Genomic DNA, 14,357 nt, shown 5'->3' with positions numbered 1-14,357 from the left:
GCGGTCGATATGCCTGGGGTGAGTCCAGCTCCAACCGCCCCGGCCCCGCGCTCGGTCGATCATTGCCTCATGCAGGAGTTACCGGTGCGTTCCATCCTGGTCATCGAAGACAGCCCCATGGTCCTCAAGATCCTGGCGCACCTCTTTCGTCAGCAGCGCGACTTCGAGCCGGTGTTCTGCGCCACCCTGGCCGAAGCCGAGGTGATGCTGGAGACCTCCGCCGGCCTGTTCTTCGCCGCCTTGGTGGACCTCAACCTGCCCGATGCGCCCAATGGCGAGAGCGTCGACCTGGTACTGCGTTACCGATTGCCCTGCATCGTGCTCAGCGGCTCCTATGACGAACGTCGGCGCGACGATCTGCTGACCAAGGGCGTGGTCGACTACGTGCTCAAGGAGAGCCAGTACTCCTACGAATTCGCCTTTCGCCTGCTACGCCGGCTGGAGAGCAATACCGGGGTGAAGATCCTCATCGCCGAGGATTCCGACGCCACCCGCAACTACATCCGCCATGTACTGACGCCCCACCGCTATCAGTTGCTGGACGCCCGCGACGGCAACGAAGCCCTGCGCCTGTTGCAGGAGCAGCCCGACATCGATCTGCTGGTGGTCGACCACAGCATGCCCGGTATCAGCGGCTTCGAACTGGTGCAGACGCTGCGCCAGAAACTGCGGCGCAACGACCTCTGCATCATCGGCCTCTCGGCCGATGAGAAGGGTTCGCTCAGCGCCAAGTTCATCAAGCAGGGCGCGGACGACTTCCTGCGCAAACCCTTCTGTCCCGAAGAGCTCAACTGTCGGGTGGTCTCCACGCTGGAGCGCCGCGATCTGCTGCGGGCCCTGACCCATGCCGCCCAGTACGATTCCCTGACCGGGCTGCGAAATCGCCGCTCCTTCCAGGAGCAGGCGCTGGAATGGTTTCGCCAGGCCGAGCGGGAGGGCCAGTCGCTCAGCGTGGCCATGCTCGATCTGGATCACTTCAAGCGCATCAACGACGAACACGGCCATGCCAGCGGCGACAGCGCCTTGGTGGTGTTCGCCCAGGCCCTGGCACGCACCCTGCCCCAGGATCTCACCGGGCGCCTGGGTGGCGAGGAATTCGCATTGGTCAGCCGCCTGCCACCGGAGCAGTTGGTACAGGCGCTGGACCTGCTGCGTCGCTACTGCCAGGCCCAGGTCTACGCGCCCGGCGCGCCTCCGCTGTCGTTCAGCGCCGGGGTCTTCGCCGGCGTGCCGGACGACCTGGAAGGCTTTCTCCACGAAGCCGACCGCCGTCTCTACCAGGCCAAGCACCAGGGCCGCGGGCGGACCTGCCTGACCCTCGACGCCGGCTGAGTGTCCTCAGAGGTTGGCGTCAAACGCCTACAGTCATATGATGTCATACGATTATCCTCCTGCAGTCGGCGGCCTGCCGTGGTGGACGATCCCAAGCTTGCCCACAATAACAATCAAGGATCCGCCCCATGTCCGACACCCTTCCGGCACGCGCCCGGACGCTGTCCCGTCGCCGTCTGCTGCAACACGGCCTCGTTTGCGGCACCGCACTCGCCCTGCCCGCTCTGGGCCGAGCCGCCGAACCCCTCAGCCAGCGCTACCCCGATCCCCTGATCGAGATCCTCGACGACCGCTTCCTCGACCTGCGCCTCTTCAATGCCAGCGTCGAACGCCTGGCCACCGGCCTGCGTTGGGCCGAGGGCCCGGTCTGGATCGGCGACGGTAACTACCTGCTGATGAGCGACATTCCCAACAATCGCATCGTGCGCTGGGACGAGATCACAGGCCGGCTGGACACCTATCGGGCCCAGGCCAACTTCGCCAATGGCCTGACCCGTGATCGCCAGGGCCGGCTGATCGCCTGCGAAGGCTCCACCACCCATGGCCTGGGACGGCGGATCACCCGCACCGAACACGACGGGCGTATCACGGTGCTGGCCGATGCCTTCGAAGGCAAGCCGTTCAATTCGCCCAACGACGTGGTGGTCAAGGGCGACGGCTCCATCTGGTTCAGCGATCCGCCGTTCCAGGCCAACAGCGACTACGAGGGCCACCGGGTCAAGACCGAGCAACCGGATGGGGTCTATCGCATCGATGGCGAAAGCCTGGCGGTGACGCGGGTGATCGGCGACCTCAACGGCCCCAACGGCCTAGCCTTCTCACCGGACGAGAAGCTGCTCTACGTGGTGGAGGGCCGGGCCAAGCCCAACCGCCTGGTGTGGGCCTATACCGTCAAGGACGATGGCAGCCTGGGCGAACGACGCCGGCATATCGAGGCACTGGAGTACGGTGCCCTGGATGGCATCAAGTGCGACGTGGCGGGCAACCTCTGGTGCGGCTGGGGCAGCAGTGGCGCGCCGGCGGCCAAGCCCGAGGCCCTCGACGGAGTGCGGGTCTTCGATCCGAGTGGCAAGGCCCTGGGCCATATCCATCTGCCGGAGCGCTGCCCGAATCTGTGCTTCGGCGGAGCGGAAGGCAACCGGCTGTTCATGGCCGGCTCCCACTCGCTGTACAGCCTCTACGTCAATATCCGTGGCGCCGGGCTCTAGGTTCGGCAGATGACTCGGGCGAGGCCCTCGTCGAAGGCTTCGCCCCGTCCAGCCGCCCAACCGTCAGTGGGATTCCGGCGGCGAGCGTTCGGCCAGCGCGGCCAGGGAGTCGAGCACGCTGTCCAGGGCATAGGCCGCCTCGAAGCGCGCCAGGTTTTGCGTGAGATCGGCCAAGCTGGTGGTGATTCCCAGCCAGTTGCCCAGGCCGATCTGGCGCGCCGCCTCCGGCAGCGAGCAGCCACCGCCGCGCCGCTCCAGCCAGGCCAGCACCAGCTCGGGCGGGGTCTCGGCTTCCAGGCCGAGGGTGCGCAGCAGGCGCAGCGCCTTGGCCTGCTCGCGCGGTGGAATGCGTAGACTAGGCACAGGGTTGGGCTGGTCGACGACGAGCGTCAACCCGGACCCGGAAGGGACATCGGCCATCTGGACCTCTAGGGACTACACCAGTAGGGACTACACCAGAACCGGGCGGCGCGAGGCCGCTGCATGCCGCCATGGTAGGCCAATAGTCTGGCTAAGTGCCATCCCCTCCTCCGATCCTCGTCCGCTCGGCGCCACCGTTCGGCGAACGCCTGCCAGCGTCAACCTTTGGCACGGCCCAGGCAGCGCTGCCAGCGCTCTTCGACCCGCTGGGCGAACCAGGCGGTGGTGAGGGTACGGGTGATCTTGGGACTCTCCAAGGTAATGCCCGGCAGCACGGCGCGCGGCAGCGTCCGCCCGGCCTTGCGCTCGGCCAGGGCATAGACCTTGGCGTAGAGATCGGTCTCGGCGAATTCCGCCGAGTCGCCCGCTTCCAGGTCATGACGAATGGCGATGTCACTCATACCCAGCGACGGCGCCAGGCGATTCACCGCCCGCTCGGTCTCGCCCATGGCCCGCGAGCCCGGCACCACCAGATCGCCATCCAGCGCCAGCTTGACGCCCGTGGCCCGACTCACCGCGCTCTGGAAGGCGGCATTGCGACTGGCGTACCAACCGGCATTGAAATCGGCGAAGCGGTATAGCGGCGAGGGATAGTCGACGAAATAGCCGAGCAGGTGCGCGGTGCCGAAGTAGAGACCGCCGCGACGGCTGAATACCTCATGGCGGATGGAGCCTTGGCGGTCATAGGGATAGTCGCGGGCGTGGGCCTCGGCGAACTCGATGCTGACCTGCATGGGCCCGCCGGTGCGCACCGGATTGAAGCGGCCGAACAACTGACCGCCCAGCGGCACCATGGCGATGAAGTCTTCGAAGATCAGACTCAGCTCGCGCTCGGTGCGCGCGCCGTCCAGGCGGTCGGCGTAGGTCTTGCCAGTGGGTGACTGGAGACTCAGCGCCGTACGCACCAACAGTTGCGGCACATAGGCCCGGGCGGCGCGGCGGTCGATTTCCTCCCGTGCGATGCGGCCAAGCCCAGGTACCGGCGGGTCGACCCTGAAGGTGGATTCCTGCTCCGCCACCGCCAGCACGGCGCAGAGATTCTCGGTCGAGGGATCGAGGCGCTGGGCGCTGAAGGCGGTCTGGATGTCGGCAGCCCACCCCTGGCGATCCGCCACGCTGGCCGGTAGCAAACGCAGCAGCTCGGCACGGACCTCGGCGGGCGAGCGCTGTGGGCCTGGCGCGGTGGGTGTCAGACTACAACCGGCCAGCAGCAACGCCGCCAGGAGTGCGGGCCAGCGCCAGGCTCGAAGCGACAGAGGATGCGAAAACGGCAAGCGGGCAATGGACGACACGGCGATTCCCAAGAGGACTTCTGGCCGCTTTGACCACGTTCCACAGCAAACGACCGCTCAGCCAAGGTTATAACCAAGAGCTATAAGCTTGTAAGGGATTCATTCAACCACCGGGATCTGACCGGTGGGCACCGGCTGCAAGCCCGACTAAAATAGTCGGACTTTAGTTCGAAGCTACTGGAAAGATGATGCAGCAGACCTCTACCCTCTCCACACCCCGCCTGCCCTGGCCGGCCCTCTGGGCGGCGCTCCTGCTCGCCCTGGGCATACTCTTCGTCGGCCAGACCGTGGGCAGCCGCCAGGCGCTCCTGCTGCTGGTCGGCGGTGCCCTGGGCTTGACGCTCTACCATGCGGCCTTCGGCTTCACCTCGGCCTGGCGGGTATTCATCCGCGATCGTCGCGGCGCTGGCCTGCGCGCCCAGATGGTGATGCTGGCCGTCGCGGTGCTGCTGTTCTTCCCCGCGCTGGGCGCCGGCAGCCTATTCGGTGAGGCGGTGCGGGGCAACGTCTCGCCGCTGTCCACCTCGGTGGTGATCGGCGCCTTCCTGTTCGGCATCGGCATGCAACTGGGCGGCGGCTGCGCCTCCGGCACGCTCTTCACCGTGGGTGGCGGCAACGCCCGAATGCTGGTGACCCTGCTGTTCTTCATCATCGGCTCGGTGGTCGCCACCCATCATCTCGGCTGGTGGTTCGCCCTGCCCAGCCTGCCGCCCACCTCCCTGGTGACCAGCCTGGGCGTGCTGCCCGGCATCCTGGTCAGCCTGGCGGCCTTCGCCCTGATCGCCGGGATCTCGGTGGTACTGGAATGGCGCCGCCATGGCCAGTTGGCAACCGCGGTCCCCACTGAGCACCAGGGCGCGGCGCGCCTGCTGCGCGGTCCCTGGCCGCTGGTGTGGGGCGCCGTGGCCCTGGCGCTGCTCAACTTCGTCACCCTGGCCCTGGCCGGTCGCCCCTGGGGCATCACCTCGGCCTTCGCCCTCTGGGGCGCCAAGGGTGCCGGCCTGCTGGGCCTGGATGTCTCCGGCTGGGCCTTCTGGCAGCAACCGGCCAATGCCAAGGCGCTGGCCGAGCCCTTCTGGTTCGACGTCACCAGCGTGATGAACCTCGGCATCGTACTCGGTGCCCTGGTCGCCGCGGGCCTGGCCGGGCGCTTCGCCCCCAGCCTGCGTATCCCCGCACGCTCGCTGGTGGCAGCGGTCATCGGCGGCCTGCTGCTGGGCTACGGCGCGCGCCTGGCCTACGGCTGCAACATCGGCGCCTACTTCAGCGGCATCGCCTCGGGCAGCCTGCACGGCTGGCTGTGGCTGGTGGCGGCCTTCGCCGGCAACAGCGTCGGCGTCCGGCTGCGCCCCTTCTTCTTTCCAGACGAGCGCCGGGTGGAACGCCTGACCGGCTGCTAGACCGGTAACGGCTGGCGCCCGGCTGGCAGCACTCCCGGACGCTCCTGCATGGTCACCACCCCGTACTGGGGTGCGCCGTGGTAGGTCTTGAGCGCCTGCATGACAAACAGCAAGGCGGCGGTGCCCTGGTATTCGAACAGGCCCTGCAGCGGCCAGATGACCATGAAGGCGAGGAACACCGCCAGGGTGAACTCCAGGTCCCGCGACAGCTTGCGGGCCACCAGGTAGTGGACGGCGAGGCCGATGGGAATGACCAGGATGGACAGGAAGCCGAAGCGGAACACGGTGCCGAAGATGCCGACGTCGGAGAGGAAAAAGTAGTCGCCGAAGATCGGCTTGAAGCCGTCGTTCCACATCAGGCTCAGGCTGCCACTGGGTAGGCCGTTGTACAGCTGCAGGTGATTGATGATCTGGGAGATGGTGTTCTCCCGGACGTTGTCGGTGGGCCCCTCCTGCACCGAGCGCGCATAGAAATCCAGGTTGAAGCCAAGGGTTTCCAGCAGATGCGGATAGAGGATCAGCGGCGAGATGACGATGGCGCCGAACAGCGCCGGCCCGATCAGCCGAGCGCGCAAGGCGAGGATTGTGAACACCATGCAGACCACGATCAGCTGGCGGGTTTGCAGCACCACCACGATGGTGGCAAGGAAGAACAGCGCCAGCACGCCATGCCGCAGCTTGGAGCGCAATTGGCCGTCGATGAAGGACCGGCCGCGGCCGGCGAAGTAGATGCAGATGAAATAGCCGAAGAAGATGGCCACCGCCCCGGTGGAGGCCCGGCCGGGACGGCTCAGGTCTTTCACCTCCTCGCGGAGGTCGGGCAGCATCTTGAAGTAGGACAGCCAGCACAGCAGCGCCGAGAGCAGGCCGACCAAGATGATCAGATTCTCGAATTGGGCGGCGGTCAGCCGCTTGGCCAGGTAAAGCACCAGGAAGGCGCTGAAGCAATAGAGCACCCGCCGCTCTTCGATGATGCCGTAGAACAGCGGTTGCCCCCAGAACAGCTGGGCGAACACCGCCGGCAGGCCGACAAACACCACCGTCGAGAACAGGCAGAAGGCCATCAGCAGGCGATAGTCGCGCTGGGGCCGATGCCAGGTGCTCAGGGTGAAGAGCGCGAAGAAACCCAGGCAGATCGCCAGGTACAGCTCGCCTACGTAGCGAATGCCCACCGGGTTGGTGGGACTCTGCTCGAACACGCCGAACTGCAGGACCATCAGGCCGCCCAGGGCCAGAAAACTCAGTCTATTGATCAGCGAACCCGGCATTCCCGGTCTCCTCGTTGCAACGTCATGGAAAGAAAACTCATAGCTGGCGCCAGTCGCCCCCCACCTTGGCGTAGGTCAGTTGGCGGCCGTCCGCCAGGCTCAGGCGGGCGCGGGTGTACTCCGGCAGATCGACGCGGAAGTCTCGCCCTTGCAGATAGAGGCCAGCGCAGGCGCCCTGCTCGCCGCGGTAGTCCAGCGGTTGGCGCTGCAGCTCATGGATGCTGCGGTGGAACAGCAGGCTGCCGTAGCCCCGTACCGTCATATCGGTGGAAATCAGCGTGCAGCTGACGTCCACCTGGCCACGCACCAGATTGGCCAGCGCTTGGTTCTGCCGGTCGACGGCGCCCCAGCCGGCGTAGGTGGCCAGGTCGTTGCGATAGGTCTGGGCATTCTGCACCGCGGCCACCACCAGCAGACCGGCGAGCAGGGCACGGCCACCGTTGTTGAGCGCGCGGAACGCCAGGACGAGCACCAGCGCGGCCGGGAAGATGAACTTGAGGCGGTCGAAGGAGAACTGGGTGGCGTGCTGCAGCAACAGCAGGTTTTCCAGTAGCGGCACACTGGCGGCGACCAGCAGCAGGACCGTGCTGCGCGGCCAGTTCAGGCGGCGCCGCTGCCACAGCAGTACGCCGCCGGCGATGGCCACGGCGGCGAGGAACAGGCCAAACGACAGGCCGTAGCCGGCGAAGAAATCGGCCAGATGGGCGTTGTTCGGGCTGCGGGCGAGAAAGCGGCGAGCGAAGGCCTTGAGGGTCGGCAGCAGGCCGGCGGCCAGGCTGTAGTGCAACAGGATCAGCACGCCGGCCAGCGCGGTGGCGAAAGCCAGCCGCCAGGCCAGGCGCTGGCCGTCCGGCAACTGCCGGCGCTGCAACCAGAACAGCGCGGCCAGACCACCGCCGAACACATAGCCGGTCCACTCGGTCAGGGCGCCGAAGCAGACCAGGGCGGCCAGCAGCCAGCCGAGGCGCGTCCGCTGGCGGCCTTCCGGCGCTTCGAGATAGTGGAAGAAGGTCAGCAGCCCAGCCAGCAGCAGCACCTGATAGAAACTCTGCACCCAGTACAGCAACCCCTGGGAAAGCAGCGCCTCACGACTGAATACGGCCAGCAGACAACCTAGCGTCGCCGCCGTGGCGGCCAAAGCACGACTGGCCGCGTTGCGCCGCAGAACCAGGTACAGCAGGCGAAACAGCAGCAGTGCCGTCAGGGCACCGAGGGCGGCGTTGAACAGCGCGAGACTGTGCAACGAAGGCGACAGACCCGCCGCCTTCAGCCCCAGGTAGGGCGCGAGAAAGCCGTAGCTGCTGAAGCTGGTATAGACGTAGTCACCCGTGCGGGTGGGGATGGTGGCGCCCCAGGACACCTGCTTGTCGTGGCTGCCACCCAGGGTCACGGTGGGCAGCCACCAGTGCTGGGCGACACCGGATTCGTCCAGCGCCTTGAGACTGAGCACCACGTGGTAACTGGCTTCCAGATTCTGGGCGCCGACGCCGTCGCGGAAATCCGGCAACCGCCAGAGCAGCGCGACCAGTAGCAGCAGGACGACCGCCAGGCCGCCCAGCCAGAAGGGCAACCGCCGGGCCTGGACGCCGGTATGGGTGACGCCGGATAACACGCTCATCGTTCCTGTCTCCTGACAGCCGTGTAGTCGAGAACGCCGTCCAGGGCAGTGAAGGACCAGGGCACCGCCATCCGCGGGCCTGGTACAACCGGTGCAAAACCGCAGGCGCCGGCCAAGGGCCATGCGAGCGGGTAACCGGGCTTCAACCACTGACTACATTCAAGAAGCCGTACAGAGACGTCATCGCCGGGATGACGGGGAACGCGCAGACCCTTGGCCGAGGAGTGCAATCGTCGGTCGTTGGGGACTACGTCATGTCGCGAAGAAGACTGCCTTAGCACCTTGACGCTGCCAAGACGGCAGGCGTCTCGTTCTGCACGGGCAGTCACACTTTTGGCCTTTGCTTTCGCTTAGAGTCGAAGTAGCACCCAGCCGACAAGGCGCAGATCGCCGATCCAGCGCCTGGCGTTTCCAGTCGTGCCCTGTCTGGTGTGCAGATTTCGACCCCGGTTTGCCGACCGCCAATGCCCTCGGGCAGGCGTCGGCCGCGACGGTTGTCCTCACCGTACCCGCCCAAGGCCCGACCCTGCATGGACATGTCGCACCAGGCTCTACCCGCCGCCCCTGCCGCCGCGGACATCGGCTTCGCCCGCTATTGCGCGGCCCTCTGGCGCCATCGCCGCAGCCTGCTCGCTTGGGTGGCGGTCTGCACCCTGGCCGGCATGGCCTACGCCCAGTTCGCCGCGCCGCGCTACCAGGCGGTGGCGACGGTACAGATCGAGTACCAGCGCGGCATCGTGCGGCTGGACGAGGCGGACAACGGCCGTCCCCTGCCACCGCCGGAAGCCATCACCGAGATGCAGTTGCTGACCTCGCGCCGCGTGGTAGGTGAGGTGGTGGATGCCCTGGGGCTGGATCTGAGCGTCACGCCGCGGCGCCTGCCGCTGCTCGGCGACTGGCTGGCTCGCCGTCACGAAGCGGGCAGCACCGACATCGCCACCGCCCGCTTCGGCCTCGGCCACTACGGCTGGGGCGGCGAGCGCCTCAAGATCGCCAGCCTGGCGGTGCCCGACGCCCTCTACGGCCAACGGCTGACCCTGCGGGCGGAGGCGCCGGATCGCTTCGTGCTCAGCGATGCCCAGGGGACGCAGTTGCTAGAGGGCCGCCTGGGCCAACCGGCCAGCGCCGGCGCCCTGCGCCTGGACATCGCCCAGTTGCGCGCCTATCCGGGTACCGAGTTCATCCTGGTCAAGCAACGCCGCGAGGTGGCCGTCCAGGCGCTGCAGGACCGCCTCAACGTCAGCGAGCGCGGCAAGCGCTCCGGTATCCTGTCGATCCAGTTGCAGGACAGCGATCCCGGCCGGGTGCAACGGATCCTGCAAGGCATCGTCGAGGCCTACGTCCGCCAGGACGTGGCCCGCAACGCCGATGAATCCACCCAGCAACTGGCCTTCCTGCGCCATGAGCTGCCGCAGGTGAGCCAGCGCCTGGCCGATGGGCGCCAGGCCCTGGATGCCTACCAGCGCCGCCAGGGCTCCATCGCCATCGGCGAAGAGGCGCGCAGCCTGTTGCGCCAGGCGGTGGACCTCGATGCCCAGCTCTCGGCCCTGGAAGTGGAACGCCTGGGTCTGGCCCTGCGCTTCACCCCCACCCACCCGCTCTATCAGACCCTGCTGGCCCGGCGTCAGGTGCTGAACCAGCAGCGCCAGGTGCTGCAACGCCGGCTCGGCAAGCTGCCGGAAACCCAGCAGGAACTGCTGCGGCGGCAACGCGAGGTAGAGGCGGCGGACAAGCTCTATGCGCTGATGAGCAAGCGCATCCAGGAACTGTCGGTGGTCCGCGCCGGCACGGTGAGCGACGTCCGCATCATCGACGATGCCTATGTGCAGACCGCCCCGGTCTATCCCAAGAAGCCGCTGCTCGTACTCAGCGCCCTGCTCTTCGGCTGCCTGGCCGGTGGCGCCTGGGTCTATCTGCGCGCCAGCCTGGAGCGCGGCATCGAGGACGCCGACGCTCTGGAGCGCCTGGGCCTGCCACTGCTGGCGTCACTGCCGCTGGCCACGCGCCGCGAGCTGGGTGGCTGGCAGACAGCATCCGACTCCAGCTACCAGGAGGCGCTGCGCACCCTGCGTACCAGTCTCGCCTTCACCCGCACCGAGGCCCGCAACGACCTGCTGCTGATCACCAGCGCCAGCCCGGCCGCGGGCAAGTCGACGGTGGCCCTGCAACTGGCCCGGGTGCTGGCGGACGGGGGAACGCGGGTCCTGCTGGTGGACGCCGACCTGCGCCGCGGACGGCTGCATCGGCGCCTGCAACTGCCCCGCCGACCGGGACTGGCCGATGTGCTGGCCGGCCTGGCGACCGCCGAAGAGGCGATCCAGCCGACCGGCCTGCCCGAGCTGGACTGCCTGGTGGGCGGCACCCGGCCGCCCAATCCGGCCGAATTGCTGATGAGCCCGCGCTGCACCGAACTGCTGCGCGAATTGCAGCACCACTACGATCTGATCATCCTCGACACCCCCCCGGTGCTGGCGGTGACCGATGCGGTGCTGCTGGCCGCCCAGGCCAGCACCGCGCTGCTGGTGACCCGTCATGGCTGCAACACCGCCAAGGAGATTGAGGCCACCCAGCGGCAGTTCGCCCACAGCGGCCTGGTACTGCAGGGTGCCGTGCTCAACGCCGTGCCCCCGACCCCCTTCGCCCGCGGCACGCTGGGCGTCCTGACCGGCTGAGCGCAGCGCTGGCCTGACGCCACAGGGGCTCTGCCCGTGATGGCGTCTTGCCACATTTTGTCATCAAAGCTCAACACAGAGTCTCTAGGCTGGCTTGACCTCCCGAACGGATTCGAACAGATGTCGTCCGCTCCCCTGCAAGCCTCCCGCGCTGCCTCGCGTCCCAGCCAGCGCTGCGCCATCGATCTGTGTACCTCCTGGCCGGCGGTCGAGGCCGAGCACACCAACGCCATGGTCATGGACCTGTTCAACGAGAGGCGCGAGATCACCAGCCTCGCGGTGATCGAGCACGACCGGCCGATCGGCCTCATCAATCGCGACATCTTCCTCTCGCAGATGAGCAAGCCGTATCACCGGGAAGTCTACGACCGCAAGAGCTGCATCGCCTTCATGGACAAGGAGCCGCTGGTGGTAGACGCCGGGCTGTCCATCGAGGAACTCACCCGGCGGACCGTCGAGGTGGGCGAGAAGGCCCTGGCCGATGGCTTCATCGTCACCCGCGAGGGACGCTTCGCCGGCCTCGGCCTGGGCGTGCAGCTGATGCGCATCGTCGCCGATCTGCAGGCCGAGAAGAATCGCCAGATCATGTACAGCATCGAGTACGCCAGCGTGATCCAGCGGGCCATGCTGCGTAGCTCCCGCGAGGCCCTGGCGATCATGGAACAGGACGCCACCCTGGTCTGGCAGCCGCGTGACGTGGTCGGTGGCGACTTCTATCACTTCGCCCAGTACCAGGACGGCTGGTTCGGCGCCATCGCCGACTGCACCGGTCACGGCGTGCCGGGTGCCTTCATGACCATGATCGCCTCCGCCTCCCTGACCCAGGCGCTGCAACAGTTGGGGCCGCGCGATCCGTCCGCCCTGCTGGCGGCGATCAATGTCAGCGTCAAGGCCATGCTCGGCCAGTCCGGCGACCTGTCGGAATCCAATGACGGCCTGGACATCGCCTGCTTCTGGGTAGATCGGCGCGACCATCTGCTGACCTATGCCGGCGCGCGCCTGGCACTGCATGTGCTGCCGCCCGACGACGCCACGGTGTTGACCCTGGCGCCGCTGCGCATCGGTCTCGGCTATGCCGACAGCCCTGCCGATCAGAGCTGGCAGGCCACCACCCTGCCCCTGCAACCGGGCAGCCTGCTGTTCGCCACCACCGACGGTCTGGTCGATCAGATCGGCGGCCCGCGCCGGACCTCCTTCGGCAAGCGGCGCGCCCTGACCCGGCTGGTCGACTCGCGCCACCTGCCCACCGCTACGCTCTGCCAGCAGCTGAGCGAGGACCTCGCCACCTGGCAAGGCGATGAGCTACGCCGGGACGACCTCACCTTCCTCTGCATTCGCGTGGCCTCGCTGACATGATGAAATCCTTCGCGCAGGACGGCGCCTTCCTCGAGATCGCCCAGCAGCAACACGTCATCTTCTATCACCTCGGCTACTTCTCCCACGGCATCGTCGCCGCCATGGCCGAGGTGGTGAAGCTGCAACTGGAATTCGAGGGGGTCAGCGGTACCACTAGACGCAAGCTGTTCTCCTCTTTCATCGAATTGTCACAGAACGTCCTGCACTATTCGGCGGATGCCTTGCCCACGGAGCCTCCCGAAGACGCCAAGCTGGGACAGGGCTCGGTCTGTATCACCCGCCAGGACGGCCATTACCAGATGCTCTGTGCCAATCCCATCGCCAGCGACAAGGTGGACGCCCTGCGCGACCGCCTGGAGCCGCTGCGCAGTATGTCGCTGGAGCAGATCAAGCAGGCCTATCGCGAATCCCTGCGCGCCGAGACCCCAGCCGACAGCAAGGGCGCCGGGCTCGGCTTCCTGACCATGGCCCGGGATGCCAGCGCGCCGCTGGAATTCGCCTTCCATCCTTCCACGCAGGACGCGGGCATCACCCTGTTCTGCCTGAAAGCCACCATCTGATCAGGGCCAACCTCGTATGGACACCGTGTTCATCGCTCCCACGCCCACGTCGCCGGAAGTGGATTTTCGCTTCGCCGAAGACGTGCTCTGGCTCAAGGGAGAATCCTTTCCCGAGAATGCCGCCGCCTTCTATCTGCCGGTGATCGAGCGCCTGCGCGCCTATCTGGAGCAACGACAAGGCGCCACCATCCTGGTGCATGTCGCCCTGGCCTATTTCAACAGCTCCAGCACCAAGATGCTGTTCACCCTGTTCGACGCCCTCGACCAGGCAGCCCAGGCCGGCAACGTCGTGGAGCTGCACTGGTATTACGACGCCGAGGACGAGACCATCCAGGAGTTCGGCGAAGAGCTACGGCTGGACTTCGAGGCCCTGGTGTTCGTCGAACACCCCGAGCTGCCGGCATGACCGCCAGCGCCCGACGCTACGACCCGGCTAGCGTCGGGCCCGACCTGTTCGAGCAGGAAGCCGCGGTCCTGCAGGCGGCCCGCGCCCTGTATGCGAACGGCGACAGCTCGGGCGAGAGCTACCGGGCGGCGCTGGGTGAGCTTAGCCTGCACTTCGAGCGGCTGATGCGCGAGACACGGCGGTTGATCGCCCGCAGCGACCGCGCCGAGCGCGAGATGAATGCCCTGAACCAGCAATTGCAGACCCTTACGCAGCAGTTGGAATACCGGGCCAGCCACGACGCCCTCACCGGGGTGTTCAACCGGGGCGCGGTGATCGAGCATGCCGGGCGCCTCCTGCGCCAGTCCGGCGGCGCCATGATCGTGCTGGACATCGATCACTTCAAACGCATCAACGACGAATTCGGCCATCCCGTGGGGGACACGGTCATCCAGGCCATCGCCCGCTGCCTGCAGGAGATCGTCCAGGAGCCGGCTATCGTCGGCCGGGTGGGCGGCGAGGAATTCACCGTGCTGCTGCCGGCCTGCCCTCGCGACGAGGCGCTGGTCGTGGCCGAACGCCTACGCCAGCGCATCGCCACGGACAATGCGGGACCGGCACCGGTGACCGCCAGCTTCGGCCTCAGCCTGAACACCCCGGGCACCGCCTTCGACATCGCCTATAGCCTGGCCGACGCCGCCCTCTACCAGGCCAAGCGCGGCGGCCGCAATCGCGTGATCCTGGCCGACTAGGGGCGCGCTGGACTTTCGGCCCAGCGCGTCTTCGCCGCCTTCCTCAAGCAAAACCGCCGCTGCCCCGGCGAGGGTGCAGCGGCGGCTGGGCAGC

At 67.1% G+C, this 14,357-nt stretch carries 12 protein-coding genes; 8 read left to right on the top strand and 4 right to left on the bottom strand.

The window, feature by feature from the left end; translation table 11 throughout:
* Window positions 1-84: 84 nt before the first annotated feature.
* Together QZ471_RS10475 and QZ471_RS10470 are read left to right on the top strand one after the other, a co-directional pair.
* Window positions 85-1,332, top strand: a complete 1,248-nt coding sequence (locus QZ471_RS10475; protein ID WP_295463395.1) for a diguanylate cyclase — start codon at window positions 85-87, stop codon at window positions 1,330-1,332.
* Between the two features lie 128 nt (window positions 1,333-1,460).
* Window positions 1,461-2,540, top strand: a complete 1,080-nt coding sequence (locus tag QZ471_RS10470; protein ID WP_295463393.1) for an SMP-30/gluconolactonase/LRE family protein — start codon at window positions 1,461-1,463, stop codon at window positions 2,538-2,540.
* Window positions 2,541-2,603: 63 nt separating this feature from the next.
* Here QZ471_RS10470 and QZ471_RS10465 read toward each other — a convergent pair whose 3' ends face one another.
* The gene (locus QZ471_RS10465) at window positions 2,604-2,960 is read right to left on the bottom strand and encodes a hypothetical protein (RefSeq protein ID WP_295463391.1); all 357 of its coding nucleotides are present in this window, start codon (window positions 2,958-2,960) and stop codon (window positions 2,604-2,606) included.
* Window positions 2,961-3,118: 158 nt separating this feature from the next.
* On the bottom strand, window positions 3,119-4,183 hold the full coding sequence (locus QZ471_RS10460) for a DUF1615 domain-containing protein (RefSeq protein ID WP_295464685.1): 1,065 nt from the start codon (window positions 4,181-4,183) through the stop codon (window positions 3,119-3,121).
* A 257-nt stretch (window positions 4,184-4,440) separates the two neighbouring features.
* Here QZ471_RS10460 and QZ471_RS10455 point away from each other — a divergent pair, with 257 nt between their 5' ends.
* A complete protein-coding gene (locus tag QZ471_RS10455; RefSeq protein WP_295463389.1) occupies window positions 4,441-5,652 on the top strand; it encodes a YeeE/YedE family protein in 1,212 nt (403 codons plus the stop codon).
* On the opposite strand, the gene QZ471_RS10450 is transcribed toward QZ471_RS10455, so the two are convergent.
* Window positions 5,649-6,920, bottom strand: coding sequence for a hypothetical protein (locus QZ471_RS10450; protein ID WP_295463387.1), 1,272 nt, complete (start codon window positions 6,918-6,920; stop codon window positions 5,649-5,651). The two genes, QZ471_RS10455 and QZ471_RS10450, sit on opposite strands and share 4 nt — an antisense overlap.
* Window positions 6,921-6,957: 37 nt before the next feature.
* Window positions 6,958-8,538: a hypothetical protein gene (locus QZ471_RS10445; RefSeq protein ID WP_295463386.1), complete on the bottom strand. Its 1,581-nt coding sequence runs from the start codon at window positions 8,536-8,538 to the stop codon at window positions 6,958-6,960.
* Between the two features lie 530 nt (window positions 8,539-9,068).
* On the opposite strand from QZ471_RS10445, the gene QZ471_RS10440 reads away from it, so the two are divergent.
* From QZ471_RS10440 to QZ471_RS10420, 5 genes are all read left to right on the top strand, one after another.
* On the top strand, window positions 9,069-11,210 hold the full coding sequence (locus tag QZ471_RS10440) for a polysaccharide biosynthesis tyrosine autokinase (protein WP_295463384.1): 2,142 nt from the start codon (window positions 9,069-9,071) through the stop codon (window positions 11,208-11,210).
* Between the two features lie 120 nt (window positions 11,211-11,330).
* The gene (locus QZ471_RS10435; RefSeq protein WP_295463382.1) at window positions 11,331-12,566 is read left to right on the top strand and encodes a SpoIIE family protein phosphatase; all 1,236 of its coding nucleotides are present in this window, start codon (window positions 11,331-11,333) and stop codon (window positions 12,564-12,566) included.
* Window positions 12,563-13,126: a SiaB family protein kinase gene (locus tag QZ471_RS10430; protein WP_295463380.1), complete on the top strand. Its 564-nt coding sequence runs from the start codon at window positions 12,563-12,565 to the stop codon at window positions 13,124-13,126. Before QZ471_RS10435 ends, QZ471_RS10430 begins: the two co-directional genes overlap by 4 nt.
* A 16-nt stretch (window positions 13,127-13,142) precedes the next feature.
* Window positions 13,143-13,532 (top strand): DUF1987 domain-containing protein, encoded by a 390-nt coding sequence (locus tag QZ471_RS10425; protein ID WP_295463378.1) that lies wholly within the window; start codon window positions 13,143-13,145, stop codon window positions 13,530-13,532.
* Complete coding sequence (locus QZ471_RS10420; protein ID WP_295463376.1) at window positions 13,529-14,263, top strand: GGDEF domain-containing protein; 735 nt, start codon at window positions 13,529-13,531, stop codon at window positions 14,261-14,263. The genes QZ471_RS10425 and QZ471_RS10420 overlap by 4 nt, the downstream gene beginning before the upstream one ends.
* Window positions 14,264-14,357: the final 94 nt, after the last annotated feature.

The sequence above is a fragment of the uncultured Pseudomonas sp. genome, from assembly GCF_913774235.1.
Taxonomy (GTDB): domain Bacteria; phylum Pseudomonadota; class Gammaproteobacteria; order Pseudomonadales; family Pseudomonadaceae; genus Chryseomonas.
Note: the sequence above shows the minus strand (reverse complement) of the source record. Positions and strands in the feature narration are given on the sequence as shown.

Excerpts from the sequence above, each read along its gene's own strand:
- QZ471_RS10470 (WP_295463393.1), top strand. The coding sequence starts at position 1,461 with ATGTCCGACACCCTTCCGGCACGCGCCCGGACGCTGTCCCGTCGCCGT.
- QZ471_RS10465 (WP_295463391.1), bottom strand. The coding sequence starts at position 2,960 with ATGGCCGATGTCCCTTCCGGGTCCGGGTTGACGCTCGTCGTCGACCAG.
- QZ471_RS10455 (WP_295463389.1), top strand. The coding sequence starts at position 4,441 with ATGCAGCAGACCTCTACCCTCTCCACACCCCGCCTGCCCTGGCCGGCC.
- QZ471_RS10450 (WP_295463387.1), bottom strand. The coding sequence starts at position 6,920 with ATGCCGGGTTCGCTGATCAATAGACTGAGTTTTCTGGCCCTGGGCGGC.
- QZ471_RS10445 (WP_295463386.1), bottom strand. The coding sequence starts at position 8,538 with ATGAGCGTGTTATCCGGCGTCACCCATACCGGCGTCCAGGCCCGGCGG.
- QZ471_RS10440 (WP_295463384.1), top strand. The coding sequence starts at position 9,069 with ATGGACATGTCGCACCAGGCTCTACCCGCCGCCCCTGCCGCCGCGGAC.
- QZ471_RS10435 (WP_295463382.1), top strand. The coding sequence starts at position 11,331 with ATGTCGTCCGCTCCCCTGCAAGCCTCCCGCGCTGCCTCGCGTCCCAGC.
- QZ471_RS10430 (WP_295463380.1), top strand. The coding sequence starts at position 12,563 with ATGATGAAATCCTTCGCGCAGGACGGCGCCTTCCTCGAGATCGCCCAG.
- QZ471_RS10425 (WP_295463378.1), top strand. The coding sequence starts at position 13,143 with ATGGACACCGTGTTCATCGCTCCCACGCCCACGTCGCCGGAAGTGGAT.
- QZ471_RS10420 (WP_295463376.1), top strand. The coding sequence starts at position 13,529 with ATGACCGCCAGCGCCCGACGCTACGACCCGGCTAGCGTCGGGCCCGAC.